Raw genomic sequence first — 25,654 nt, 5'->3', positions numbered from 1 at the left:
AAGTAAGAGTGCAGCTTCACGAAGTGATACTGGATAAAAAGTTTTTAAAATCAGAAAACCGCATATTATCAGGCGTCAAAAAATTGGCAAAAACTTGATAATATGCGGTTTATTGTGGAAAGATTTACTTATTTACTTATTTTTAACAAAATTGAGTTTTTGCCCAGTTTTACATGACATGTTTTAGAAAAAGGTATATAATGTTAGTGTAATATCAAGTGTTTTTTTGAAAGCATCACAATAATTACAATTTTAGGCTTAAAAATCGAACCTTCTTTAAATACTTAAATATTTAAGGGGGGGGGTGTAAGTACCCATTTGTAAAAAAGAAATGAGGATGAAAATGAACTTTAAGTCAAGAAAATGTGAAGAAAACGGGAAAAAAGTTTTACGCTATTCTATTAGAAAACATCATTTGGGAGTAGCCAGTGTGGCAGTGGCTTCCGTATTATTTTTTGTAACTGGTGTGGCGACTGTTCAAGCGGATGGACCAGGAGCAGACGAACCAGTATCAGGCACACCAGCCCCACCAAGTACACCAGGTTCAGCAAGTACAACAAGCACACTAGGCACTTCTGGTGCTAATACTGGTGACACAGAAATAGAAAATACAAATACAAATACAAATACAGCTGCATCAACTGAGAGTAATGGAAACTCTCTTCAAGGAGTACCTCGTGCAGCGGAAGTAAGAAATGGAAATGATGTGCCTAGTACAACGCTAGGTAGTGATAGAGCTGTACCAACAGATATTAAGCCAGAGGATAGCGATGGAGCAAGAAATAATGAGGAAAAACCTAGAGGGCTTGAAAGAGCAACAGAACCAGCAAATTATGATGGTAAAGTAAGTCTTATTGGTCAATGGACAAGTGAATCACACGAAAAAAAAGATACTGAAAATACATATAAGAATGCTACAGATAAATTAGGGAGTCCCTTATCTAATCCAGGTCTTTTCCGTGGCGCTGCAAAAACTTTTCTTGGTTGGTCTGATATGCCGCCAGTAAATGGGAAAATTGCAGATGGTGCAAGACTGTTCTCGGCAGAAGACACTATAGCTACAGCCTTTCCGAATGGCTTGTCAGCTGATTCTAAGCTATATGGTGTTTATGCCAGTCTAAATGACCAAGATACACCTTTCCCTGCTGATAAATTTTCTATGGGATTTGCGATTATAGGTGGAATGAATAAATTTGCCATTAATGATAATAAGGTTCATATTGATACGAATGTAGAATCAGAAGAAGTATTACCTAATACTAATTTAAATAAAGAAATAAAAGACAAAGAAAAAAATACCCGCCGTATCATTGATGAGTATAAACCGGACAATAATGATACTACAAAAGTGAATGAAGTGGTTTTAAAAGCTGAGTTTGAAATGGATAAAACTACAGCGATGACTGTGTATAGAAATCCTCATGTAGGATATGTTGGTCCGGTTTTATCCAACACATACAAGGATAATAATTTTAAATTAGATGAAAAGAAAAAAACTTACACCTATGTAGACTTAAATGTGAATTTAGACAAAGATTTAGTTGTTCCGGAAAAATTATATGCAGAGTTTAATGGTTACTCATGGAGACCATTGTATGCTCTTGGAATTAAGGAAGATGGAACGAAGGAAATCCTAAATGTGTATTCAAAAGAAGGGACAGCCTTAGGAAATACAAAAGATAGCTTTAATTCAATCGTTAGTAATACGGACCCTAGAGTCACATTTGGTGTTGAAACTAAAGGTAACCATAATATAACATTTAGAATGATTCTTAGATCTTTAAACGGATATGATAGTAATAGATCGGAAAATGAACGAAATGAGCGTATAGCTGAGAGTGTAGTAAAACCGGATGAAGGTAAGTCTATTGCTGAAACAATTCTGCGAAATATGACACTTCGATCTCTTACATCAACAGAACTTAAAGCTTTATTCCCTAATAAGAGTGATGAAGAAATCAATCAGATGGTTGTTCGTATTAATCAAGATAAAGCCAAAGAGTTAGCAGATACAAATGGAAATACAGTACTAAAAGTAACAGGTTCTGTTGAGGGTAATGTTCATCCAAGTGCAGGTAGAATCGGTAGTGGCTGGTTAAGCCTGGATTCAGCTACAAATTTACCTATTAACAAAGTAGAAGCTAACGTTTTAGAACTAGGTTATGTTACATTTTATAATGTATCCTACCGATTCCAAAGTGGAACAGAGGGAAAAGTATTACCAGCAGTAATCGAAAACTATAAGCCAAAAGATACAGCTACTTACGAAAATGAAGCGAATGTAACACCAACACAACCGACAACTACAGAGTATATAGATGCAGAAAACGATGGAAAATGGGTCTTCAAAGGTTATGATGAAGCTAAAAAACAAGTAAACAAAGCAGATGTGGAGTTCATTGGAACATGGGTATTCGAAGCTAATAAATACGGTGTAACATACAAATTCGTTAGTGGAACAGAAGGTAAAGCATTACCAGCAGCAATAGAAGGCTATAAACCAACAGACCAAAACCGTTATGTAGATAAAGCAAATGTAGTTGCGATTAAACCAACTACAACAGAGTACAAAGTTGAAGCAGAGGATGGTAAATGGGTATTTAAAGGCTACGATAAAGATATTAAAGCAGTAAATGAAACAGATATAGAGTTTATAGGAACATGGGTATTCGAAGCTAATAAATACGGTGTAACATACAAATTTGAAAGTGGGACACCAGGTAAGACATTGCCAGCAGCAATAGAAGGCTATAAACCAACAGACCAAAACCGTTATGTAGATAAATCAAATGTAACAACAATTCAGCCAACAAAAACAGAGTATGTTGATACAGAAAATGATGGAAAATGGGTATTTAAAAAATACGATGCAGAAAGTAAAGCAGTAAATAAAGCAGATGTAGAATTTATAGGAACATGGGTATTTACAGCTAACGCACCGAAGCCGGAACCTAAGCCAGAGCCTAAGCCTGAACCGAAACCAGAGCCTAAGCCAGAACCAAAACCGGAGCCTAAGCCAGAACCAAAACCGGAGCCTAAGCCGGAGCCAAAACCAGAGCTTAAGCCAGAACCTAAGCCAGAACCGCAACCAACCCCAACTCCAACTCCTTCAGAGAATTGGAATCAAGGAAGTACTGAAGTGCATAAGCGGGATGAACTACCTCAGACAGGTAGTCAACAAGATGAATGGTTGGTAGCTCTAGGTGGTTTATCTATCCTAGGTGCTTTGACGGTATTTCCTAAAAAACGAGAAGAATAGGATATGCTAGAAATCGTTTAAATAATGAAATGATGGAAATATATCCCTATAATGGGAAAAGCGATTGTGAATGGAAACAATCGCTTTTTTTGTGAAAATATAATAAAATAGATAGGAAAGAATAAACACTTGTATGAAAAAATGAGACGGCTTTTTCGTCTAGTAAAAGGATAACATGACAAAAAAGGTTGGTGTCGGTCAGGCACATAGTAAGATTATTTTAATAGGGGAGCATGCGGTCGTTTACGGTTATCCGGCCATTTCCCTGCCTCTTTTGGAGGTGGAGGTGACTTGTAAGGTAGTTCCTGCAGCGAGTCCTTGGCGTCTCTATGAGGAAGATACCTTGTCTATGGCAGTTTATGCTTCTCTGGAGTATTTGGATATCAAGGAAGCCTGCATTCGCTGTGAGATTGACTCGGCTATCCCTGAGAAGCGGGGAATGGGTTCGTCGGCTGCTATCAGCATAGCGGCCATTCGTGCGGTATTTGACTACTATGAGGCTGATCTGCCTCATGATGTATTGGAAATCTTGGTCAATAGGGCGGAGATGATTGCCCATATGAATCCTAGTGGTTTGGATGCCAAGACCTGTCTCAGTGACCAGCCTATTCGTTTTATTAAGAATGTAGGATTTACAGAGCTTGAGATGGATTTATCCGCCTATTTGGTGATTGCAGATACAGGCGTTTATGGTCACACTCGTGAAGCCATCCAAGTGGTTCAAAGTAAGGGAAAGGATGCCCTACCGTTTTTGCATGCTTTGGGAGAATTGACCCAGCAGGCAGAAGAAGCGATTACAAGAAAAGATGCTGAAGGACTGGGGCAAATCCTCAGTAAAGCACACTTGCATTTAAAAGCAATTGGTGTTAGTAGCCCAGAGGCGGATTCTCTAGTTGAAACGGCTCTTAGTCATGGTGCTCTGGGTGCTAAGATGAGCGGTGGTGGGCTTGGAGGCTGTATCATAGCCTTGGCAATCAATTTGACACACGCACAAGAACTAGCAGAAAGATTAGAAGAGAAAGGAGCTGTTAAGACATGGATAGAGAGCCTGTAACAGTACGTTCCTACGCAAATATTGCTATTATCAAATATTGGGGAAAGAAAAAAGAAAAAGAAATGGTGCCTGCTACTAGCAGTATTTCTTTGACTTTAGAAAATATGTACACGGAGACGACTTTGTCATCTCTATCGACGGATGCGACAGCTGATGCATTTTATATCAATGGTCAGCTACAAAATGAAGCGGAGCATGCCAAGATGAGTAAGATTATCGACCGTTACCGTCCAGAAGGTGAGGACTTTGTCCGTATCGATACTCAAAACAATATGCCTACCGCAGCGGGCCTGTCCTCAAGTTCTAGTGGTTTGTCCGCCTTGGTCAAGGCTTGCAACGCTTATTTCAAGCTTGGTTTGAATCGGAGTCAGTTGGCGCAGGAGGCTAAGTTTGCCTCAGGCTCTTCTTCTCGGAGTTTTTATGGACCGCTAGGTGCCTGGGACAAGGATAGCGGAGAGATTTACCCTGTAGAGACAGACCTGAAACTAGCTATGATTATGTTGGTGCTAGAAGACAAGAAAAAACCAATCTCTAGCCGTGACGGGATGAAACTTTGTGTGGAAACCTCGACGACTTTTGACGACTGGGTTCGTCAGTCTGAGAAGGATTATCAGGATATGCTGATTTATCTCAAGGAAAATGATTTTGCCAAGATTGGAGAATTAACGGAGAAAAATGCCCTGGCTATGCATGCTACGACAAAGACTGCTAGTCCAGCCTTTTCTTATCTGACGGATGCCTCTTATGAGGCTATGGACTTTGTTCGCCAGCTTCGTGAGCAAGGAGAGGCCTGCTACTTTACCATGGATGCTGGTCCCAATGTTAAGGTCCTCTGTCAGGAGAAAGACTTGGAGCATTTATCAGAAATCTTCGGTCAACGTTATCGCTTGATTGTGTCAAAAACAAAGGATTTGAGCCAAGATGATTGCTGTTAAAACTTGCGGAAAGCTCTATTGGGCAGGTGAATATGCTATTTTAGAGCCAGGGCAGTTGGCCTTGATAAAGGCTATCTCCATCTATATGAAGGGCGAGATTGCTTTTTCAGATAGTTATCGTATCTATTCGGATATGTTTGATTTCGCAGTGGATTTGACGCCAAATCCTGACTATAGCTTGATTCAAGAAACGATTGCTTTAGTGGAAGATTTCCTTGTTTATCGTGGGCAAACCTTGCGACCTTTTTCTCTAGAAATTCGTGGAAAAATGGAACGAGAAGGGAAAAAGTTTGGTCTAGGTTCTAGCGGTAGCATCGTTGTCTTGGTTATCAAGGCTCTGCTTGCTCTATATGATCTTTCGGTTAATCAAGATCTCTTGTTTAAGCTGGCTAGTGCTGTCTTGCTCAAGCGAGGAGACAATGGTTCCATGGGCGACCTTGCCTGTATTGTAGCAGAGGATTTGGTTCTCTACCAGTCATTTAATCGCCAGAAGGTGGCTGCTTGGTTGGAAGAAGAAAACTTGACGACAGTTTTGGAGCGTGAGTGGGGCTTTTCCATCTTACAAGTGAAACCTGCCCTAGAATGTGATTTCCTAGTGGGATGGACCAAGGAAGTAGCTGTGTCTAGTAACATGGTTCAGCAAATCAAGCAAAATATCAATCAGAATTTTTTAAGTTCCTCAAAAGAAACGGTGGCTTCTTTGGTAGAAGCCTTGGAGCAAGGGAATGCAGAAAAAATCATTGAGCAGGTGGAAACAGCCAGTCAGCTTTTAGAAGGTTTGAGTACAGATATTTACACGCCTTCGCTTAGACAGTTGAAAGAAGCCAGTCAAGATTTGCAGGCTGTTGCTAAGAGTAGCGGCGCTGGTGGTGGTGATTGTGGTATTGCCTTGAGTTTTGATGAGCAATCAACTGAAACCCTAAAAAACCGTTGGGCCGATCTGGGGATTGAGCTTTTATACCAAGAAAGGATAGGACATGACGACAAATCGTAAGGATGAGCACATCCGCTATGCCCTTGAGCAGAAAAGTTCCTATAATAGCTTTGATGAGGTGGAGTTGATTCATTCTTCCTTGCCTCTTTACGACCTGGATGAAGTCAATCTGTCGACAGAGTTCGCTGGTCGAAAGTGGGCTTTTCCTTTTTATATCAATGCCATGACAGGTGGGAGTGAAAAAGGTAAAGAAATCAATCAAAAACTAGCTCAGGTGGCGGAAGCCTGTGGTATTTTATTTGTGACAGGCTCTTATAGTGCGGCTCTCAAAGATCCATCAGATGCCTCTTTTTCTGTCAAGTCTAGTCATCCAAATCTCCTTCTTGGAACCAATATTGGATTAGACAAGCCTGTCGAGTTAGGACTTCAGACGGTAGAAGAAATGAATCCTCTTCTCCTACAAGTGCATGTCAATGTCATGCAGGAATTACTCATGCCTGAGGGAGAAAGGAAGTTCAGAAGCTGGCAATCGAATCTAGCAGACTATAGCAAGCAAATCCCTGTTCCGATTGCCCTCAAGGAAGTGGGCTTTGGAATGGATGCCAAGACCATCGAAAGAGCCTATGAACTAGGCGTTCGAACTGTTGATCTATCAGGTCGTGGTGGCACCAGCTTTGCTTATATCGAAAACCGTCGCAGTGGTCAGCGTGATTATCTTAATCAATGGGGCCAGTCCACCATGCAGGCCCTTCTCAATGCCCAAGAATGGAAAGACAAGGTCGAACTCTTAGTTAGTGGAGGGGTTCGGAATCCGCTGGATATGATTAAGTGCTTGGTCTTTGGTGCTAAGGCTGTAGGACTGTCTCGAACAGTTCTAGAATTGGTTGAAAGCTACACAGTCGAAGAAGTGATTGGCATTGTCCAAGGCTGGAAAGCAGATCTACGCTTGATTATGTGTGCTCTTAATTGTGCCACCATAGCAGATCTGCAAAAAGTAGACTATCTTCTTTATGGAAAATTAAAAGAAGCAAAGGATCAGATGAAAAAGGCGTAACCACCGCCTTTTTTCCATCTTTAGACTGAGGTGACTTTTTTGAATTGTGATAAAATAGAAAGCAGAGGATGAACTTATGAGAAAATTTAAAATCTTTTTATTTATCGAAACCTGTCTTTTGACAGGAGCTCTGATTTTGATGGTTTCAGAGCATTTTTCGCGTTTTCTGCTGATTTTATTCCTCTTTTTGCTTTTGATTCGTTATTACACTGGTAAAGAGGGCAATAATCTTCTTTTAGTGGTGGCAACCATTCTTTTCTTTTTCATCGTCATGCTCAATCCTTTTGTGATTTTAGCTATTTTTGTTGCGGTCATCTACAGCCTCTTTCTTCTTTATCCGATGATGAACCAGGAAAAAGAGCAGACCAATTTGGTTTTTGAAGAGGTGGTAACGGTTAAGAAGGAGAAAAATCGTTGGTTTGGAAATCTCCATCATTTTTCAAGCTACCAGACTTGCCAGTTTGATGATATCAATCTCTTTCGCCTCATGGGCAAGGACACTATTCATCTGGAGAGGGTCATCCTAACCAATCATGACAATGTCATTATCCTCAGAAAGATGGTAGGAACGACCAAAATCATTGTACCTGTAGATGTGGAAGTCAGCCTTAGCGTTAACTGTCTCTATGGTGATTTGACTTTTTTCAACCAGCCCAAGCGAGCCCTCCGCAATGAACACTATCATCAAGAAACAAGAGACTATCTCAAGAGTAACAAGAGTGTCAAGATTTTCTTGACTACTATGATTGGGGATGTGGAGGTGGTCAGAGGATGAAAAAACAAGCTTATGTAATCATTGTCCTCACCTCCTTCCTGTTTGTCTTATTTCTGTCCCACAGCTTGCTGGAAATCCTTGACTTTGACTGGTCTATCTTTCTGCACGATGTCGAAAAAACAGAAAAATTTATCTTTTTGTTGTTGGTATTCAGCATGTCCATGACCTGTCTCTTAGCCCTGTTTTGGAGAGGTATCGAAGAGCTTTCTCTAAGAAAAATGCAGACTAATCTCAAGCGTTTATTGGCAGGGCAAGAAGTGGTTCAGGTTGCAGATCCAGATTTGGATGCCAGTTTCAAGTCCTTGTCAGGTAAACTTAACCTTTTGACAGAGGCTCTTCAAAAAGCTGAAAATCATAGCCTTGCTCAGGAAGAGGAAATCATCGAGAAGGAACGGAAGCGAATTGCTCGGGATTTGCACGATACAGTCAGTCAGGAGTTGTTTGCGGCCCACATGATTTTATCGGGTATCAGTCAGCAGGCTTTGAAATTGGATAGAGAAAAGATGCAGCCCCAGTTGCAGAGTGTCACAGCTATTTTAGAAACAGCCCAGAAGGATTTGCGGGTCTTGCTCTTGCATTTGCGACCAGTTGAGCTGGAGCAGAAGAATCTGGTTGAGGGAATCCAAATCCTCTTAAAAGAGCTTGAGGACAAGAGTGATCTCAAGGTTGGTTTCAAGCATAATGTAACGAAATTGCCCAAGAAAATTGAGGAGCATATTTTCCGTATCCTGCAAGAGTTGATCAGCAATACCCTTCGCCATGCCCAGGCCTCTTGTTTAGATGTCTATCTCTATCAGACAGATGTTGAATTGCAACTGAAGGTGGTGGACAATGGAATTGGTTTTCAGTTAGGGAGTTTAGACGACTTGAGTTATGGACTGCGAAATATCAAGGAGCGGGTTGAAGATATGGCAGGGACGGTTCAGTTATTAACAGCTCCCAAGCAAGGGATGGCAATTGATATTCGTATTCCCCTGCTAGATAAGGAATGATAAAGGAGTAAAGATGAAAATTTTACTAGTAGATGACCATGAAATGGTCCGCTTGGGCTTGAAAAGCTACTTTGACCTCCAAGATGATGTAGAAGTTGTGGGCGAGGCGTCCAACGGGTCTCAAGGAATTGACTTGGCCTTGGAACTGCGTCCAGATGTCATTGTCATGGATATTGTCATGCCTGAGATGAATGGAATTGACGCGACCTTGGCTATCCTCAAAGAATGGCCTGAAGCCAAGATTTTGATTGTGACTTCTTACTTGGACAATGAAAAAATCATGCCTGTCTTAAATGCAGGTGCTAGGGGCTATATGCTCAAGACTTCTAGTGCTGACGAACTTCTCCATGCCGTCCGTAAGGTGGCTGCTGGTGAGCTGGCCATTGAGCAAGAGGTCAGCAAGAAGGTTGAATACCACCGCAATCACATGGAACTACATGAGGATTTGACTGCGCGTGAGCGAGATGTTCTCCAACTGATTGCCAAGGGCTACGAAAATCAGCGTATCGCAGACGAACTTTTTATCTCTCTCAAGACGGTCAAGACCCATGTGTCCAATATCCTTGCCAAACTTGAAGTCAGTGATCGTACCCAGGCGGCAGTCTATGCCTTTCAGCATCGTTTGGTAGGGCGTGAGGAGTTTTAGTAGTTATATAAAATAATATCGGAGAAATGACTTAATTTAGTATCAAAGAAGCGAGCAAGTACCTCTAGCATCATTGAAAAGCGCATTCGTTACTTGAAAAAAGTCGCTCATTTATGTTATAATAGACTGTATTTAAAAAATTTTAAGGAGAAATGACAGAATGTCTGTATCATTTGAAAACAAAGAAACAAACCGTGGTGTCTTGACTTTCACTATCTCTCAAGACCAAATCAAACCAGAATTGGACCGTGTCTTCAACTCAGTGAAGAAATCTCTTAATGTTCCAGGTTTCCGTAAAGGTCACCTTCCACGTCCTATCTTCGACAAAAAGTTTGGTGAAGAATCACTTTACCAAGACGTTATGAACGCTCTTTTGCCAAACGCTTATGAAGCAGCTGTAAAAGAAGCTGGTCTTGAAGTGGTTGCTCAACCAAAAATTGACGTGACTTCAATGGAAAAAGGTCAAGACTGGGTTATCACAGCTGAAGTCGTGACAAAACCTGAAGTTAAATTGGGTGACTACAAAAACCTTGAAGTATCAGTAGATGTAGAAAAAGAAGTAACTGACGCTGACGTTGAAGAGCGTATCGAACGCGAACGCAACAACTTGGCTGAATTGGTTATCAAAGAAGCTGCTGCTGAAAACGGTGACACTGTTGTCATCGACTTCGTTGGTTCTATCGACGGTGTTGAATTTGATGGTGGAAAAGGTGAAAACTTCTCACTTGGACTTGGTTCAGGTCAATTCATCCCTGGCTTTGAAGACCAATTGGTAGGTCACTCAGCTGGCGAAACTGTTGATGTTATCGTAACATTCCCAGAAGACTATCAAGCAGAAGACCTTGCAGGTAAAGAAGCTAAATTCGTGACAACTATCCACGAAGTTAAAGCTAAAGAAGTTCCAGCTCTTGATGATGAACTTGCAAAAGACATCGACGAAGAAGTTGAAACACTTGCTGAATTGAAAGAAAAATACCGCAACGAATTGGCTGCTGCTAAAGAAGAAGCTTACAAAGATGCAGTTGAAGGTGCAGCAATTGATAAAGCTGTAGAAAACGCTGAAATCGTAGAACTTCCAGAAGAAATGATTCACGAAGAAGTTCACCGCTCAGTAAACGAATTCCTTGGGAACTTGCAACGTCAAGGTATCAACCCTGACATGTACTTCCAAATCACTGGAACTACTCAAGAAGACCTTCACAACCAATACCAAGCAGAAGCTGAGTCACGTACTAGAACTAACCTTGTTATCGAAGCAGTTGCCAAAGCTGAAGGATTTGACGCTTCAGAAGAAGAAATCCAAAAAGAAGTTGAGCAATTGGCAGCAGACTACAACATGGAAGTTGCTCAAGTACAAAGCTTGCTTTCAGCTGATATGTTGAAACACGATATCACAATCAAAAAAGCTGTTGAGTTGATCACAAGCACAGCAACAGTAAAATAATCTTAATAAACAAAAAGCCCACCTGAATTGGTGGGTTTTCTTATACACTATTTTCCAAAAATCTCTTTGAGGTCTGCGTCTGTAATCCCAATCATGGCTGGGATGCTGTCCCAGTTTTCTTCGGTTAGGATGTAGGATTGTTCAGAGATACTTGATGTTACTGTTTCAGAGACCGCTTGTTGCTTTTCTTCAACATTCTCCAATAAATCACTGAAGCGTTCAATCAGATAGGTTTTTCGGGCAGTTCCGATATGTTGAGTAGCATAATCGAAGGCCTGTAATTCTCCTAGTAAGATAAGCTTGCTTTTGGCGCGAGTAATGGCTGTGTAGATGAGATTGCGCTCCAGCATACGCCTACTAGCACTAGTGATAGGCAGGATGACAACAGGGAACTCACTTCCCTGTGACTTATGGATACTCATAGCATAGGCCAGGCGAATCTTGTACCATTCGTTACGTGGGTAAGAGACCTCGTTGCCATCAAAATCAATGACAATCTCATCTTGTTTCGACTCGGTGTATTTGCCAGGAATCAGGTCTGTGATGACTCCTAAATCTCCATTAAAGACATTGATTTCAGCATCGTTGACCAAGTGAATGACCTTGTCGCCCTTACGATAGTGACACTGGGGAGCTTCAAAACTGAGTTGGTCTTTTTGTGGTGGATTCAGGAGGTCTTGCATGAGCTGGTTGATGGCATCAATCCCTGCCGTCCCTCGGTACATGGGAGCTAGAACCTGAATATCACGAGCAGGGATACCACTTCTGAGGGCAGCGCCTAAGATTTTCTCAATAGTAGCAGGAATATGGCCACTAGCAATTTCAAAGTAGGAACGGTCTGCTTTTTTCTGGGTGAAATCAGCTGGCAAGATGCCCTGTCGAATCTGACTTGCTAAGGTTACTATGGTTGATTCTTCGCTTTGTCGATAAATTTTTTCCAAACGAGTCTGAGGAATCAAGGGAATATGGAGTAGATCCGCTAGAACCTGTCCAGGGCTGACAGACGGTAGCTGGTCGCTGTCACCCACGATGAGGATTTTACTGTTAGAAGAGATGTTGGAGAAGAGTTGATTGGCCAGCCAAGTATCCACCATGGAGAATTCATCTACGATGATAAAGTCGGCATCCAGATAATCTTCCAGATGACTGGTATCATCGTCACCTGTCATTCCTAAATGACGGTGTATGGTCGCGCTAGGCAAGCCTGTCAATTCATTCATACGTCGAGCGGCTCGTCCAGTTGGAGCAGCAAGAAGAATCGGCAGATTGCTTTTTTTCCTGAGGTTAAGTCCTTCTAAGAGGGCATAAACAGCGATAATCCCATTGATCACAGTTGTCTTACCAGTACCAGGTCCACCTGTTAGGATAAAGACCTTGTTCTGGATAGCATCACAGATAGCTTGTTTTTGAATGCTATCATACTCAATCCCCAGCTCTTCCTCGACAGTAGCGATATGTTTTTGAATGGTTTCTAAATCATGACTCTTCTGTTTTCCTTTTTCAAGAATACGAACCAAGTGACTGCGGATGCCTTCCTCAGCGAAAAAGAGGCTGTTGTCAAAAATTTTGGTATCAACCTGCTGGACCTTGTCTTCTTCAATCAGGTAGGAGAGTTCTTGGGCCACTTGGCTGGGATCCAGTTCCACTGGGCGAGAAGATTCAAGGAGAGTAAGGGTTTGTTCTAGCAAATCCCGAGCTTCAACATAGGTGTCCCCTGTTTCCATACAGGCCTGAAAAAGACTGTGAACTAGACCGGCGCGGAAGCGTTCAGGAGCCTGACTTTCGATGCCTAGCTCCTCCGCTAATTGGTCAGCAATGGTAAATCCCAAGCCCTTGATATCCTCAACCAATTGGTAGGGATAATTTTCAACCACATCAAGGGTTTCTTCCTTGTAAAAGTCTTGAATTTGAAATGCTAGTTTATTGGGAATGCCGTAGTTGGCTAGTTTGGCCAAGACCATCTCGGTTCCGTAGTTGAGACGGAGAGTGGAGACGAAAGCCTCACGATTTTTGGCAGAGAGCCCTGAGATGCCTTCTAGCTTTTCTGGGTGTTGCAGAATTTCGTCAATGGTATTGTCGCCATAGGTGTCGACGATTTTCTGAGCAGTCTTGAGACCAATCCCCTTGAAATGGCTACTTGAAAAGTACTTGACCAAGCCCTTGCTAGTTGGTTTTGCGCGTTCATATCGGCTGATTTGCAGTTGTTCCCCATACTTGGAGTGCTGGACAATTTGTCCCCAAAAAGTATAGTCTTCTCCCTCAATCACATCAGCCATGGTGCCCGTGACAATGATTTCAAAATCATCAAAGCTTTCTGCGTCTGTATCGTCGATTTCTAGGAGGAGGATACGATAAAAATTGCTGGGATTTTCAAAAATAATCCGTTCAATGGTTCCTGAAAAATAAACTTCCATAAAATTCCTTTGCATGAATAGGTGAGAGTTGGGATTGTTTTTATTTTATACTCAATGAAAATCAAAGAGCAAACCAGAAAGCTAGCCGCAGGTTGCTCAAAACAGTGTTTTGAGGTTGCAGATGGAAGCTGACGTGTTTTGAAGAGTATTAGTCAATAAACAATCACTTCTCACGATAGAAGAAGAGGCTGAGATTCTTGACTCTCGGCCTCTTAGATCTCTTAAAATGTTCCGATACGGGTGATTGGCCAGAAGCGGAATTTAGCTTCCCCTGTGATATCTTTTGCTTTAAAGGTACCTACGTGGCGGCTGTCGCTCGAAACCAGGCGGTCGTCTCCGAGGAGAAGGTATTCTCCTTCTGGGACAGTAAAGCTAAAGTTGGTGTTATAGTTGACATCAACTGTGAAGGCTTGGGCTTTTTGAGCGATACTTCTAAAGAAAGTGCCTTTATTTCCTTCAAATCCCTTGCCGGAGTAAGTGCTTTGGAGTTTGTCATCCTTGAAGCGTTTGATGTAGTCAGCTAGGTAATGCTCATCCGTCTCTTTGTCATTGATGTAAAGTTTATCGTTTTCGTAACGGATAGTGTCGCCAGGCATTCCAATCACGCGCTTGACAATGTCCTTATTACCGTCTTCCTCATGGGCTACCACGATATCAAAACGGTCAATAGGGAGGTGTTTGACAACAAAGAGAATTTCGCCATCCGCTAGGGTAGGATCCATGGAGTGTCCTTCTACGCGGACATTACTCCAAAAAAAGATACGGCTTAAAGCTAATAATGACAGAATCAGGAGGAACAATCCCCACTCTTTTAAGAAATTTTTAAATGAATTCATAATTTACCTTTCTAAGCGTTTTTTCGCTTTTTCAGTATTTTTAAAGTGCAGTTTGGCGCAGAAGTTAAGTCCCTGCATACCATAGGCTTGTAAAATCTGGCTAGCCACCTTGTCAGAAGCCGTTCCAGCCCCACTTGGGAGTTGATAACTCAGTTCTCGTCCCAGATTTTCAAGATTTTCCAGAAAGAGATCACGCGCAATGATAGAAGAAACTGCGACAGCCAAGTATTTGCCCTCAGCCTTTTCTTCTAAGTTGATAGGATTGCTGAAACGATTGGCCTCTTGTGCCAAGTACTTGTCATAATTTTTAGCACTGGTAAAGGCATCAATCACAATTTTCTCAGGCTGAACGCCTTTTTGAAGGAGGAGATAGATAGCCTGATTATGGAGGGCAACCTTAACCGAAACAGCATTGTAGCGGTCTCCGATGACTTCGTTGTACTTGCTTGGTGAGAGAAGCAGTGCCTGATGCTGGATTTTTTCCTTGAGAATAGGAGCAATAAGCCGAATCTTTTGGTCGGTCAGAGTCTTGGAATCCCCCACACCGAGTTTTCGCAAGAAGTCATGCTGGTCAGGTGTGACAAAAGAAGCCACAACTGCAAGTCCACCAAAGTAGGAACCATTTCCCACCTCATCTGTCCCAATCAAAGGGAGATTTTGTCCGCTGGTTTCCTCTAAAACCTGATAGCCAAAGAAACGAGCATATTTCTCAGCCCCTTCACCCTGAAGTAAGATCTTTCCAGAAGTATAGATAGAAACCGTTGCTTGAGGTAGTCGCAAAAAGTAGCGAATATAGGGATTCTTGCTGGGAGCCAGACTGGTCTGATAGTGTTCAAGAAAAGCCTGAATCTCCTTTTCGCTTGGTGTGAGTGTTATACTTGCCATAGTTTCTATTGTACCATAAAAGCAGGCAAATTTGTAAAAACTGACAAAATTAGCGAATTTTGGTATAATATCGTGAGGTGAATTTTATGGCAAATCTAAATCGATTCAAATTTACATTCGGGAAAAAATCATTAACCTTGACAAGCGAACATGATAACCTTTTTATGGAGGAAATCGCCAAGGTTGCGACAGAAAAATACCAAGCAATTAAAGAACAAATGCCTAGCGCAGATGATGAAACAATCGCTCTTTTGTTGGCAGTCAACTGTTTATCAACTCAGCTCAGCCGTGAGATTGAATTTGATGATAAGGAGCAAGAATTAGAAGAACTCCGTCACAAGCTTGTGACTTGCAAGCAAGAACAGAGCAAGATTGAGGATTCCTTATGATTTCACTCCTTCTTCTATTGGTCTTGGCTTGGGGATTTTATATCGGCTATCGGAGAGGTCTGCTCTTACAGATTTATTACCTGATTTCAGCCCTGGCATCGGCTTTTGTGGCTGGCCAGTTTTACAAGGGGCTTGGAGAACAATTCCATTTATTACTCCCTTATGCAAATCCGCAGGAAGGTCAGGGAACTTTCTTTTTCCCATCGGATCAACTCTTTCAGTTGGATAAGGTCTTTTACGCAGGGATCGGCTACTTGTTGGTTTTCGGGGTTGTCTATAGCATAGGTCGTTTGCTTGGTCTCCTCTTACACTTGATTCCTAGTAAAAAACTGGGTGGTAAGTTGTTCCAAGTTTCAGCAGGGATCTTGTCCATGTTGGTGACCTTATTTGTCTTGCAAATGGCCTTGACCATACTAGCAACCATTCCCATGGCAGCTATACAAAATCCTCTTGAAAAGAGTATCGTCGCAAAACACATCATCCAGAGCATACCGGTAACAACCAGTTGGCTCAAACAAATCTGGGTGACAAATTTAATCGGATAAAAAGGGCAGGAGTTTTCCTAGCCCTTTGTTTACAGATTTGATTCGAATCTATCAGAATATAAAAAGCTACCACACCTAGACATTCAAAGATAAGGAAATAAAGATGAATAAGAAAATATTAGAAACATTAGAGTTCAATAAGGTCAAGGCCTTGTTTGAACCCCATTTGTTGACCGAGCAGGGCTTGGAGCAATTGAGACAGCTAGCTCCGACTGCCAAAGCAGATAAAATCAAACAGGCTTTTGCTGAGATGAAGGAAATGCAGGCTCTTTTTGTTGAGCAACCGCATTTTACCATTCTCGCAACCAAGGAAATTGCAGGAGTCTGCAAGCGGTTGGAGATGGGGGCGGACCTCAATATCGAGGAGTTCCTACTCTTGAAGCGCGTGCTTCTTGCCAGCCGAGAACTGCAAAGTTTTTACGCCAATCTGGAAAATGTCAGTTTGGAAGAATTAGCCCTTTGGTTTGAGAAATTACATGATTTTCCGCAATTACAAGGAAATCTCCAAGCCTTTAATGATGCAGGTTTCATTGAAAATTTTGCCAGTGAAGAATTGGCGCGCATCCGTAGAAAAATCCATGATAGCGAGAGTCAGGTACGCGATGTCTTGCAAGACTTGCTCAAGCAAAAAGCGCAGATGTTGACAGAAGGGATTGTTGCCAGCAGAAATGGCCGTCAGGTTTTACCAGTCAAAAACACCTACCGCAATAAAATTGCAGGTGTCGTTCATGATATTTCTGCTAGTGGAAATACCGTCTATATCGAACCTCGTGAGGTGGTCAAACTGAGCGAAGAAATCGCTAGTCTGCGAGCAGATGAGCGCTATGAAATGCTTCGCATTCTCCAAGAAATCTCGGAGCGTGTCCGTCCTCATGCGGCTGAGATTGCTAATGATGCTTGGATTATCGGCCATCTGGACTTGATTCGTGCCAAGGTCCGCTTTATCCAAGAAAGGCAAGCAGTCGTTCCTCAGCTGTCAGAAAATCAGGAAATTCAATTGCTCCATGTCTGCCATCCTTTGGTCAAAAATGCCGTCGCAAATGATGTCCATTTTGGTCAAGATTTAACAGCCATTGTTATTACAGGTCCCAATACAGGTGGGAAGACCATCATGCTTAAAACTCTGGGCTTGACGCAGGTTATGGCTCAGTCTGGTTTGCCGATTTTAGCAGATAAGGGAAGTCGTGTTGGTATTTTTGAAGAAATTTTTGCTGATATTGGCGATGAGCAGTCTATTGAGCAGAGCTTGTCTACCTTCTCTAGCCATATGACCAATATTGTGGATATTCTTGGTAAGGTCAATCAACATTCACTCTTACTCTTGGATGAGTTGGGGGCTGGTACGGATCCTCAAGAAGGAGCTGCCCTTGCTATGGCTATTCTGGAGGACCTTCGCCTGCGTCAAGTTAAGACTATGGCGACCACCCACTATCCGGAACTCAAGGCCTATGGTATTGAGACATCCTTTGTGCAAAATGCCAGCATGGAGTTTGATACTGCAACTCTTCGCCCGACCTATCGCTTTATGCAGGGTGTTCCTGGCCGAAGCAATGCCTTTGAAATTGCCAAACGTCTAGGTCTATCTGAGGTTATCGTAGGGGATGCCAGTCAGCAGGTTGATCAGGACAATGATGTCAACCGGATTATTGAGCAATTGGAAGAGCAGACGCTAGAGAGTCGCAAACGCTTGGACAATATCCGTGAGGTGGAGCAAGAAAATCTCAAGATGAACCGTGCTCTTAAAAAACTTTACAACGAGCTCAATCGTGAAAAGGAAACTGAGCTTAACAAAGCGCGTGAACAAGCTGCTGAGATTGTGGACATGGCCCTAAGTGAAAGTGACCAGATTCTCAAAAATCTTCACAGTAAATCTCAACTCAAACCCCATGAAATCATTGAAGCCAAGGCCAAGCTGAAAAAATTGGCTCCTGAAAAAGTGGACTTGTCTAAAAACAAGGTTCTTCAAAAGGCCAAGAAAAAACGAGCTCCAAAGGTGGGAGATGATATCGTGGTTCTCAGTTATGGCCAGCGTGGTACCTTGACCAGTCAACTCAAGGACGGCCGCTGGGAAGCCCAAGTTGGCTTGATTAAGATGACCTTGGAAGAGAAAGAATTTGACCTTGTTCAAGCCCAGCAAGAAAAGCAAGTCAAGAAGAAACAAGTCAATGTTGTGAAACGAACTTCTGGTCGTGGTCCACAAGCCAGACTGGACCTTCGAGGCAAGCGCTATGAAGAGGCTATGAATGAGCTAGATGCCTTTATCGATCAAGCCCTGCTTAACAATATGGCGCAAGTCGATATCATCCATGGTATCGGAACAGGTGTCATCCGTGAAGGAGTTACCAAATACCTAAAAAGAAACAAACATGTCAAGAGTTTCGGCTATGCCCCACAAAATGCTGGAGGCAGCGGTGCAACTATTGTGACTTTTAAAGGATAACAGTATTCTGGACTTTATAAAGTAAAAACTGTTGAACTAATTTTTACTAATAAACACATTGACAAAAGCCAACATTTTTTGTAAAATAAGAATCAATTAAATACCAACACCGAATGAAGTTTAATAGAAGTGGAGAATCGTTTGATTTTCCATGACTGTAAATGGACGGAACTCTGGAGAGACCGTAAAGGCACCGAAGGGGCAAGGCAGGTAACTGCTCAAACTCTCAGGTAAAAGGACAGAGCTAGGATAGACCGCTTTTTAGCATTTATCTAAGCATTCCAGAGTACATGTATCTTGCATGTGCTCTTTCTTTTGGGGTTGAAAAGATAGGAGAAGGAAATGTTAGAATTGCTTAAATCAATCGATGCTTTTGCTTGGGGACCGCCCCTCTTGATTTTATTGGTCGGAACAGGGATTTACCTAACTATTCGGCTAGGGCTCTTGCAGGTTTTGCGTCTGCCCAAGGCCTTTCAGCTTATTTTTATCCAGGATAAGGGACATGGTGATGTATCCAGTTTTGCAGCTCTGTGTACAGCCTTGGCATCAACCGTTGGAACAGGGAATATTATAGGAGTTGCGACGGCTATCAAGGTTGGTGGACCAGGAGCCCTCTTTTGGATGTGGATGGCGGCTTTCTTTGGAATGGCTACCAAGTATGCGGAAGGACTCTTGGCCATCAAATACCGCACCAAGGACGACCATGGTGAAGTAGCGGGAGGTCCCATGCACTATATTCTTCTAGGAATGGGAGAAAAGTGGCGACCACTTGCTGTTTTGTTTGCAGTAGCAGGAGTATTGGTTGCTCTCTTGGGAATCGGAACCTTCACCCAAGTCAACTCGATTACAGAATCCATCCAAAATACAACGGCTATTTCGCCAGCCATCACAGCTCTCGTCTTGTCTGTCTTTGTAGCGATTGCAGTCTTTGGTGGACTCAAGTCTATTTCTAAGGTCTCTACTACCGTAGTTCCTTTTATGGCGATCATTTATATTGTGGGAACCCTTACAGTTATTTTCTTTAATATTGGGAAAATCCCTGCCACAATCGCTTTAGTCTTTACCTCAGCTTTTAGTCCCCTTGCTGCGGTAGGTGGTTTTGCTGGTGCTAGCATTCGAATGGCTATTCAAAATGGTGTGGCGCGTGGTGTGTTCTCAAACGAATCTGGTCTGGGTTCTGCTCCCATTGCAGCTGCTGCGGCTAAGACAAATGAACCGGTAGAGCAAGGTTTGATTTCCATGACAGGAACCTTTATTGACACCCTCATTATCTGTACTCTGACTGGTTTGACCATCTTGGTAACTGGTGTTTGGAGTGGTGATTTGAATGGGGTTGCCTTGACTCAGTCAGCCTTCTCAACAGTCTTTTCACACTTTGGACCTGCCCTCTTAACCATCTTCCTTGTTCTCTTTGCCTTTACAACGATTCTAGGTTGGAACTACTATGGAGAACGCTGTTTTGAGTTTCTCTTTGGTGTTCGTTTGATCTGGCTCTACCGTGTGGTCTTTGTACTCATGGTCTTATTGGGAGGATTTATCGAGTTGGATATGGTCTGGATTATTGCAGATATTGTCAATGCCTTGATGGCTCTGCCAAACTTGATTGCCCTCTTGGTTTTATCACCAGTCGTCATTTCTGAGACTAAAAAGTATTTTGATAAATAATGAAATCACACAGTTCGTGTGATTTTTTTGCCTATAAATGATTTTTATCAAGCTGATATATAATATATATTATGCAAATGATTGGAAGTGTGATAAACTAATACTCAATGAAAATCAAAGAGCAAACTAGGAAGCTAGCCGCAAGCTGTACTTGAGTACGGTAAGGCGACGCTGACGCGGTTTGAATTTGATTTTCGAAGAGTATAATATACAACGAAAATCTTATGAGAGAATAAAGCTTTATCCTAAATAAACTTAGGAATCAGGATTTTATAAGATTTTCCAATAATATTAGTGTTAATAACAAGAAAAGAGGTATCTTATGACAACATTTACAATCCATACAGTAGAATCAGCACCAGCAGAAGTGAAAGAGGTTCTTGAAACAGTAGAAAAAGACAACAATGGCTATATTCCCAACCTAATCGGTCTCTTGGCCAATGCACCGACTGCTTTAGAAGCCTACCGAACTGTCGCATCTATCAACCGTCGCAACAGTCTGACACCTGTTGAGCGTGAAGTGGTGCAAATCACGGCAGCCGTGACCAATGGTTGTGCCTTCTGTGTCGCAGGTCACACAGCCTTTTCCATCAAACAAATCCAGATGAATGATGACTTGATTCAAGCTCTTCGCAATCGTACTCCAATTGAAACAGATCCTAAATTAGACACTCTAGCTAAGTTTACCTTGGCAGTTATCAATACCAAGGGTCGTGTAGGAGATGAAGCCTTAGCTGAGTTTTTAGAAGCTGGCTACACGCAACAAAATGCCTTGGATGTGGTTCTGGGTGTCAGCCTAGCAAGCCTCTGTAACTATGCCAACAACCTAGCCAATACCCCAATTAATCCAGAATTGCAACCTTATGCTTAATTCATATCTGAGCAAAAAATGAAGTCTGAAATAATCGGACTTCGTTTTTTATCCCCTCATTTAAGCGCTTTTATGATATACTGAAACTAACATGATTATTGGAGGTTAGGATGAAAAAACTCCCCTTAGTATTTTCAGGTTGTTTGCTAGGTTTGGCAGGAGCTGGAAATCTTATTTTAGATACGTTGCCGGTTCTGTCCCATCTGTTGAGTCTGACAGGTTTGATTTTGTGGATTTACTTTCTGATTCTGCATCTCTTTAATTGGAAGGAAACCAAGCAAGAATTGACCAAGCCTCCTCTTTTGTCAGGGATGGCCACTTTTCCTATGGCTGGGATGATTTTATCGACCTATGTCTTTCGTGTGTTTCCTCATCTTCCTTTAGTAGCGCAAGGGCTCTGGTGGTTTTCATTTCTCTTGGATTTGGCCTTGATTGCTGGTTTTACCATCAAGTTTGCTTGTCCTGGTCGGAGGGTTCATGCTACTCCAAGCTGGACGGTTCTCTATGTGGGGATAGCAGTGGCAGCCTTGACCTATCCTCTTGTAGGCATCATCGAAATTGCCTATGCGACCTTGAGTTTTGGGTTTCTCCTAACCTTCTATCTCTATCCCCTTATTTATAGCGATTTAAAGAAACATCCACTCCCACTAGCCTTGCTTGGACAAGAAGGAATCTACTGTGCTCCTTTCTCTCTGCTCTTGGCTTCTCTAGTTCGAGTTGGAGGAGCCAGCCTACCAACTTGGCTCTTAATCGTTATGATTTTGGCTTCTCAATCCTTCTTTTTCTTTGTTTTGACTCGCCTACCCAATATTTTAAAACAAGGTTTTCAACCAGCCTTCTCAGCCCTCACCTTCCCGACTATTATCACAGCTACTTCGCTTAAGATGACTCAGGGAATCTTGAAACTTCCATTTCTGGATTATCTGGTACTGGCTGAAACCGCTATTTGCTTAATTATTTTAGTCTTTGTATTAGGCGCTTATCTGATTTGGTTACGAAAAAAGGTCTAGCTAGAAATAGCTAAACCTTATTTTTTATGGTTTGATGACTTCAGCTCCACCCATGTATGGACGAAGAACTTCTGGGATGGTCACAGAACCATCTTCATTTTGGTAGTTTTCAAGAATAGCAGCCACTGTACGTCCAACTGCAAGTCCAGAACCGTTCAAGGTATGAAGGAGTTTCACCTTGCCATCTGCTTCATCACGGTAACGGATTTGGGCACGACGGGCTTGGAAATCTTCTGTGTTTGAACAGCTTGAAATTTCACGGTAAGTATTTTGGGCTGGAATCCACACTTCCAAGTCGTAAGTTTTAGCAGCTGAGAAGCCCATATCTCCTGTAGAGAGAGCAACGACACGGTATGGAAGGTTGAGTTTTTGAAGAATGTTTTCAGCGTTGGCTGTCATTTTTTCCAATTCTTCGTAAGATTCTTCTGGCTTGGCAAATTTAACCATTTCAACCTTGTGGAATTGGTGCAAACGAATCAAGCCACGAGTATCACGACCAGCTGAACCAGCCTCAGAACGGAATGATGGACTCATAGCAGTGAAGTAGATTGGCAGGTCTTTACCATCCAGGATTTCATCACGGTAGTAGTTTGTTAGAGGAACCTCAGCTGTAGGAATAAGGACATAATTGCTATCGCTGAGTTCAAAAGTATCTTCCTTGAATTTTGGATATTGACCAGTCCCAAACATAGAATCATGGTTAACCATGTAAGGCGTGATGACTTCCGTATAGCCTTCTTTTCCATGTTCATCCAACATAAAGTTGTAGATGGCACGTTCCAAACGAGCACCGAGGCCTTTATAGAAGAGGAAGCGAGCGCCTGTTACCTTACCACCGCGTTCCCAGTCAAGGATACCAAGCTCTTCACCAAGATCCCAGTGAGCTTTTGGCTCGAAGTCAAACTCGCGTGGAGTCCCCCAACGGCGAACTTCCACATTGTCGTCTTCGTCAGCCCCAACAGGAACGCTATCAGCTGGAATATTTGGAAGAGTAGTAGTAAATTCTGTCAATTTAGCATCGATTTCTGCCAATTCAGCATCCAAGGCTTTGACCTCAGCAGATAGAGTTTGCATGGCAGCAATCTTGTCATCTGCATTTTCCTTGTTGCGCTTAGCTTGGGCAATCTCAGCTGAAACTGTGTTACGTTCAGCCTTGAGAGTTTCAACCTTGACTAAAATGTCACGACGTTTAGCATCGATTTCTTTCATCTCATTCAAGACAGCAGCATCTACACCACGTGTAGCCAATTTTTCTGCGACAGCATCAAAGTCTGTACGAATACGTTTGATATCTAACATAAGAACTCCTTTATGAAAAAAGCACACCTGACAAAGCGTTGGAGTGGCAGGGCCACGGTTCCATCCAACTTCACAGGTGTGCACTTGATTGTGTATGCAATTGTTACTAACGGTAGAATTTCACCTATCCCTCCTATCTGCTCGCAGCACCCGCAGACTTTCTGAAAGAAGAAGATAACCTACTTATCCGTTGCTATGATTATACTAAAGTTTCTACTTTTTTGCAAATAGATTTTTAAATTTTTGACCAATGGTCTGAATCAGGGTTGGAAGTTTGACGACCTTGTCGTTACCCAGTTTTTCGCGAGCAATTTTGAGAATAGCACCTGAGTCTTTTGATGCAAAGAGGAATTTTCCTCTGTCTGTGAAGACCTCGAAGTGGCGACTAATTTTCCGACCAGTGACATTGGCTCCAATCTGGTTGATATGGTCCCAAGGAATCTGGATAAATTGTTCGACATTGACATCTGGGTAAAATTCCAAAGCCTGATCTCCGATCAGGAATTTCCCAACTTTCCCAGCGATAGAGAGGTAGGAAGTGCCTGTCGTGCTGAGAAGCACTGTTTTATTAAGCGATTGGGCCATGCTTAGTCTTCCTTACTTTCGCCGAAAAAGGCATTGTAGAGGGCTTTGATTGCTGCTTTCTCTTGGTCTTTATTGACAACAAACATGATAGAAACTTCACTAGAACCTTGAGACATCATCTGGATGTTAATCTTGTTTTCAGATAGAGCACGTGTCGCAGTAGCAGTCACTCCGATATGGCTCTTCATCTTTTCTCCAACAATCATAATGATTGAAAGGTCATGTTCGATTTCTGCATGGTCTACTTCAGCCTTTTGAACCAACTGACGAAGGATTTCTTCTTCCTTGATAGGAGTTAGTTCGCGAGAACGGAGGATAATCGAAAGATCGTCGATACCTGTTGGCATATGTTCCCAACCGATGTTAAGGTCTTCAAGGATTTGCAGAACCTTGCGGCCGAATCCAACCTCGCGGTTCATGAGGTATTTCGACATGTTAATGCTGACAAAGCCTGAGTCACCAGCAATTCCCACAACTGGAAATTCATCACTACTGTGTTTTAGAACGATACGAGTACCTGGATGGTCAGGGTTGTTGGTATTTTTGATAACCAGAGGGATTTTTCCACGGTAGGCAGGAAGAAGGGCTTCGTCATGAAGGACTGAGAAGCCTGCATAGGCCAACTCACGCATTTCACGGTAGGTCAACTCAGGAATCGAGTGTGGTTGGTGGATAATGCCTGGGTGGGCTGCAAAGATACCATCAACGTCCGTAAAGTTTTCATAGAGATCAGCTTTAACCCCTGCAGCAATGATAGAACCTGTAATGTCTGATCCTCCACGTGAGAAGGTACAGATTTGATTTTCCTTGGTAACTCCAAAGAAACCAGGAATGACAAGGACTTCATTTGCATTTGTCAATTCTTCAATCTTGTCATAACTTGATGGAATGATGCGAGCGTGACCAGGTTCACTTGTGACCACAATACCAGCTTCTCTAGGGTGCACATAGCGTGCATCGATCCCGTTTTGATTAAAGTAGGCAGCAATCAATTTAGCATTGTTATTTTCACCAGCTGCTAGGAAAGTATCGTAGAGAAATTCATTTTCATCAATAGGAAGACTTGCCAAGGCACGAATGCTTTTTGAAATTTTCTCTAGCACAGCTGGTTTCAGTCCTAATTCACTAACCATAGCGGCATAGCGGTCGATAATCCAGTTTTGACTCTTACTAATATCGTTACCAGCAACATAGTCGCGGTAGTATTTAATTAAGGCATCCGTAACCTTAGTATCTTCAGCATTGCGTTTACCAGGCGCAGAAACAACTACAAAACGACGCTCTGGATCGCTTTTAACGATGTTTAAAACTTTTTCTAATTGACCAGCAGAGGCAAGAGAGCTACCTCCAAATTTAACAACCTTCATAAGAACTCCTAAAGTAAGTATTTTATACGATTATAGCAGAAAGAAAGGCTTTTTTCAATGAAGAAAATAAGATGCTTTCTAGGATAAAGCGAGCCTTTCCAATCGGCTGAGACACTTTCAGTTGATTTTTCCTTGCTTTCTGTTCCTAAAAAAGATATACTTTGAAAATAAAATGATTTAACAATCAATGAAAATCAAAGAGCAAACTAGGAAGCTAGCCGCAGGTTGCTCAAAGAACTGCTTTGAGGTTGTAGA

The 25,654-nt window shown here is 42.2% G+C and carries 21 protein-coding genes and 1 riboswitch; of the genes, 15 read left to right on the top strand and 6 right to left on the bottom strand.

Going from position 1 to position 25,654, the window contains the following annotated elements; genetic code table 11:
• Positions 1–343 precede the first annotated feature (343 nt).
• The 9 genes from HT711_RS03345 (at position 344) to tig (ending at position 11,093) form a co-directional block, all read left to right on the top strand.
• Entirely contained in the window at positions 344–3,259 is a 2,916-nt protein-coding gene (locus HT711_RS03345; protein WP_173249730.1) for an SHIRT domain-containing protein, read from the top strand.
• Positions 3,260–3,434: 175 nt separating this feature from the next.
• The gene (gene mvk / locus HT711_RS03340) at positions 3,435–4,313 is read left to right on the top strand and encodes a mevalonate kinase (protein WP_173233457.1); all 879 of its coding nucleotides are present in this window, start codon (positions 3,435–3,437) and stop codon (positions 4,311–4,313) included.
• The gene (mvaD, locus tag HT711_RS03335) at positions 4,295–5,248 is read left to right on the top strand and encodes a diphosphomevalonate decarboxylase (protein WP_173233459.1); all 954 of its coding nucleotides are present in this window, start codon (positions 4,295–4,297) and stop codon (positions 5,246–5,248) included. The genes mvk and mvaD overlap by 19 nt, the downstream gene beginning before the upstream one ends.
• On the top strand, positions 5,235–6,242 hold the full coding sequence (locus HT711_RS03330) for a phosphomevalonate kinase (RefSeq protein ID WP_112444366.1): 1,008 nt from the start codon (positions 5,235–5,237) through the stop codon (positions 6,240–6,242). Before mvaD ends, HT711_RS03330 begins: the two co-directional genes overlap by 14 nt.
• On the top strand, positions 6,226–7,236 hold the full coding sequence (gene fni, locus HT711_RS03325; RefSeq protein WP_050141812.1) for a type 2 isopentenyl-diphosphate Delta-isomerase: 1,011 nt from the start codon (positions 6,226–6,228) through the stop codon (positions 7,234–7,236). Before HT711_RS03330 ends, fni begins: the two co-directional genes overlap by 17 nt.
• A 76-nt stretch (positions 7,237–7,312) precedes the next feature.
• Positions 7,313–8,011 (top strand): cell wall-active antibiotics response protein LiaF, encoded by a 699-nt coding sequence (gene liaF, locus HT711_RS03320; protein WP_084929911.1) that lies wholly within the window; start codon positions 7,313–7,315, stop codon positions 8,009–8,011.
• Complete coding sequence (locus HT711_RS03315; protein WP_112444368.1) at positions 8,008–9,003, top strand: sensor histidine kinase; 996 nt, start codon at positions 8,008–8,010, stop codon at positions 9,001–9,003. The genes liaF and HT711_RS03315 overlap by 4 nt, the downstream gene beginning before the upstream one ends.
• Before the next feature lie 13 nt (positions 9,004–9,016).
• Positions 9,017–9,649 (top strand): response regulator transcription factor, encoded by a 633-nt coding sequence (locus tag HT711_RS03310; protein ID WP_112444370.1) that lies wholly within the window; start codon positions 9,017–9,019, stop codon positions 9,647–9,649.
• 160 nt (positions 9,650–9,809) lie between these two features.
• Positions 9,810–11,093, top strand: coding sequence for a trigger factor (gene tig / locus HT711_RS03305; RefSeq protein ID WP_173233461.1), 1,284 nt, complete (start codon positions 9,810–9,812; stop codon positions 11,091–11,093).
• Between the two features lie 47 nt (positions 11,094–11,140).
• Here tig and HT711_RS03300 read toward each other — a convergent pair whose 3' ends face one another.
• From HT711_RS03300 to rnhC, 3 genes are all read right to left on the bottom strand, one after another.
• Positions 11,141–13,507, bottom strand: coding sequence for an ATP-dependent RecD-like DNA helicase (locus HT711_RS03300; RefSeq protein ID WP_164226782.1), 2,367 nt, complete (start codon positions 13,505–13,507; stop codon positions 11,141–11,143).
• Between the two features lie 221 nt (positions 13,508–13,728).
• Positions 13,729–14,343 (bottom strand): signal peptidase I, encoded by a 615-nt coding sequence (gene lepB, locus HT711_RS03295; RefSeq protein WP_173249729.1) that lies wholly within the window; start codon positions 14,341–14,343, stop codon positions 13,729–13,731.
• Between the two features lie 3 nt (positions 14,344–14,346).
• Entirely contained in the window at positions 14,347–15,228 is an 882-nt protein-coding gene (gene rnhC, locus HT711_RS03290; RefSeq protein ID WP_173233463.1) for a ribonuclease HIII, read from the bottom strand.
• Between the two features lie 86 nt (positions 15,229–15,314).
• Between rnhC and zapA the strand changes: the two genes are divergently transcribed.
• The 6 genes from zapA (at position 15,315) to HT711_RS03260 (ending at position 22,148) form a co-directional block, all read left to right on the top strand.
• Complete coding sequence (gene zapA, locus HT711_RS03285) at positions 15,315–15,617, top strand: cell division protein ZapA (RefSeq protein WP_000002019.1); 303 nt, start codon at positions 15,315–15,317, stop codon at positions 15,615–15,617.
• Complete coding sequence (locus HT711_RS03280; protein ID WP_173233465.1) at positions 15,614–16,162, top strand: CvpA family protein; 549 nt, start codon at positions 15,614–15,616, stop codon at positions 16,160–16,162. Before zapA ends, HT711_RS03280 begins: the two co-directional genes overlap by 4 nt.
• Before the next feature lie 103 nt (positions 16,163–16,265).
• Entirely contained in the window at positions 16,266–18,602 is a 2,337-nt protein-coding gene (locus tag HT711_RS03275; RefSeq protein WP_173233467.1) for an endonuclease MutS2, read from the top strand.
• A 163-nt stretch (positions 18,603–18,765) separates the two neighbouring features.
• A riboswitch (glycine riboswitch) is annotated at positions 18,766–18,854 on the top strand.
• Positions 18,855–18,944: 90 nt separating this feature from the next.
• On the top strand, positions 18,945–20,267 hold the full coding sequence (locus tag HT711_RS03270; RefSeq protein ID WP_173233469.1) for a sodium:alanine symporter family protein: 1,323 nt from the start codon (positions 18,945–18,947) through the stop codon (positions 20,265–20,267).
• A gap of 322 nt (positions 20,268–20,589) precedes the next feature.
• Positions 20,590–21,138, top strand: coding sequence for a carboxymuconolactone decarboxylase family protein (locus HT711_RS03265; RefSeq protein WP_050223066.1), 549 nt, complete (start codon positions 20,590–20,592; stop codon positions 21,136–21,138).
• A 110-nt stretch (positions 21,139–21,248) separates the two neighbouring features.
• Complete coding sequence (locus HT711_RS03260) at positions 21,249–22,148, top strand: TDT family transporter (RefSeq protein ID WP_173233472.1); 900 nt, start codon at positions 21,249–21,251, stop codon at positions 22,146–22,148.
• A 24-nt stretch (positions 22,149–22,172) separates the two neighbouring features.
• Here the strand turns inward: HT711_RS03260 and serS are convergent, their stop codons facing one another.
• The 3 genes from serS to HT711_RS03245 form a co-directional block, all read right to left on the bottom strand.
• Positions 22,173–23,447, bottom strand: a complete 1,275-nt coding sequence (gene serS / locus HT711_RS03255) for a serine--tRNA ligase (protein ID WP_173233474.1) — start codon at positions 23,445–23,447, stop codon at positions 22,173–22,175.
• 213 nt (positions 23,448–23,660) lie between these two features.
• A complete protein-coding gene (locus tag HT711_RS03250) occupies positions 23,661–24,032 on the bottom strand; it encodes a DUF956 family protein (protein WP_173233476.1) in 372 nt (123 codons plus the stop codon).
• Positions 24,033–24,034: 2 nt separating this feature from the next.
• Positions 24,035–25,399, bottom strand: coding sequence for an aspartate kinase (locus tag HT711_RS03245; RefSeq protein ID WP_173233479.1), 1,365 nt, complete (start codon positions 25,397–25,399; stop codon positions 24,035–24,037).
• Between the last annotated feature and the right edge of the window lie 255 nt (positions 25,400–25,654).

Source organism: Streptococcus sp. 1032 (assembly GCF_013277015.1).
Taxonomy (GTDB): Bacteria; Bacillota; Bacilli; order Lactobacillales; family Streptococcaceae; genus Streptococcus.
Note: the sequence above shows the minus strand (reverse complement) of the source record. Positions and strands in the feature narration are given on the sequence as shown.

Bases quoted from the DNA above. Each gene is read 5' to 3' on its own strand.
- HT711_RS03330 (WP_112444366.1), top strand. From the start codon at position 5,235: ATGATTGCTGTTAAAACTTGCGGAAAGCTCTATTGGGCAGGTGAATAT.
- zapA (WP_000002019.1), top strand. From the start codon at position 15,315: ATGGCAAATCTAAATCGATTCAAATTTACATTCGGGAAAAAATCATTA.
- liaF (WP_084929911.1), top strand. From the start codon at position 7,313: ATGAGAAAATTTAAAATCTTTTTATTTATCGAAACCTGTCTTTTGACA.
- mvaD (WP_173233459.1), top strand. From the start codon at position 4,295: ATGGATAGAGAGCCTGTAACAGTACGTTCCTACGCAAATATTGCTATT.
- HT711_RS03310 (WP_112444370.1), top strand. From the start codon at position 9,017: ATGAAAATTTTACTAGTAGATGACCATGAAATGGTCCGCTTGGGCTTG.
- HT711_RS03345 (WP_173249730.1), top strand. From the start codon at position 344: ATGAACTTTAAGTCAAGAAAATGTGAAGAAAACGGGAAAAAAGTTTTA.
- serS (WP_173233474.1), bottom strand. From the start codon at position 23,447: ATGTTAGATATCAAACGTATTCGTACAGACTTTGATGCTGTCGCAGAA.
- HT711_RS03250 (WP_173233476.1), bottom strand. From the start codon at position 24,032: ATGGCCCAATCGCTTAATAAAACAGTGCTTCTCAGCACGACAGGCACT.
- fni (WP_050141812.1), top strand. From the start codon at position 6,226: ATGACGACAAATCGTAAGGATGAGCACATCCGCTATGCCCTTGAGCAG.
- HT711_RS03245 (WP_173233479.1), bottom strand. From the start codon at position 25,399: ATGAAGGTTGTTAAATTTGGAGGTAGCTCTCTTGCCTCTGCTGGTCAA.
- HT711_RS03275 (WP_173233467.1), top strand. From the start codon at position 16,266: ATGAATAAGAAAATATTAGAAACATTAGAGTTCAATAAGGTCAAGGCC.
- HT711_RS03315 (WP_112444368.1), top strand. From the start codon at position 8,008: ATGAAAAAACAAGCTTATGTAATCATTGTCCTCACCTCCTTCCTGTTT.
- lepB (WP_173249729.1), bottom strand. From the start codon at position 14,343: ATGAATTCATTTAAAAATTTCTTAAAAGAGTGGGGATTGTTCCTCCTG.
- mvk (WP_173233457.1), top strand. From the start codon at position 3,435: ATGACAAAAAAGGTTGGTGTCGGTCAGGCACATAGTAAGATTATTTTA.
- HT711_RS03270 (WP_173233469.1), top strand. From the start codon at position 18,945: ATGTTAGAATTGCTTAAATCAATCGATGCTTTTGCTTGGGGACCGCCC.
- HT711_RS03280 (WP_173233465.1), top strand. From the start codon at position 15,614: ATGATTTCACTCCTTCTTCTATTGGTCTTGGCTTGGGGATTTTATATC.
- HT711_RS03260 (WP_173233472.1), top strand. From the start codon at position 21,249: ATGAAAAAACTCCCCTTAGTATTTTCAGGTTGTTTGCTAGGTTTGGCA.
- HT711_RS03300 (WP_164226782.1), bottom strand. From the start codon at position 13,507: ATGGAAGTTTATTTTTCAGGAACCATTGAACGGATTATTTTTGAAAAT.
- tig (WP_173233461.1), top strand. From the start codon at position 9,810: ATGTCTGTATCATTTGAAAACAAAGAAACAAACCGTGGTGTCTTGACT.
- HT711_RS03265 (WP_050223066.1), top strand. From the start codon at position 20,590: ATGACAACATTTACAATCCATACAGTAGAATCAGCACCAGCAGAAGTG.
- rnhC (WP_173233463.1), bottom strand. From the start codon at position 15,228: ATGGCAAGTATAACACTCACACCAAGCGAAAAGGAGATTCAGGCTTTT.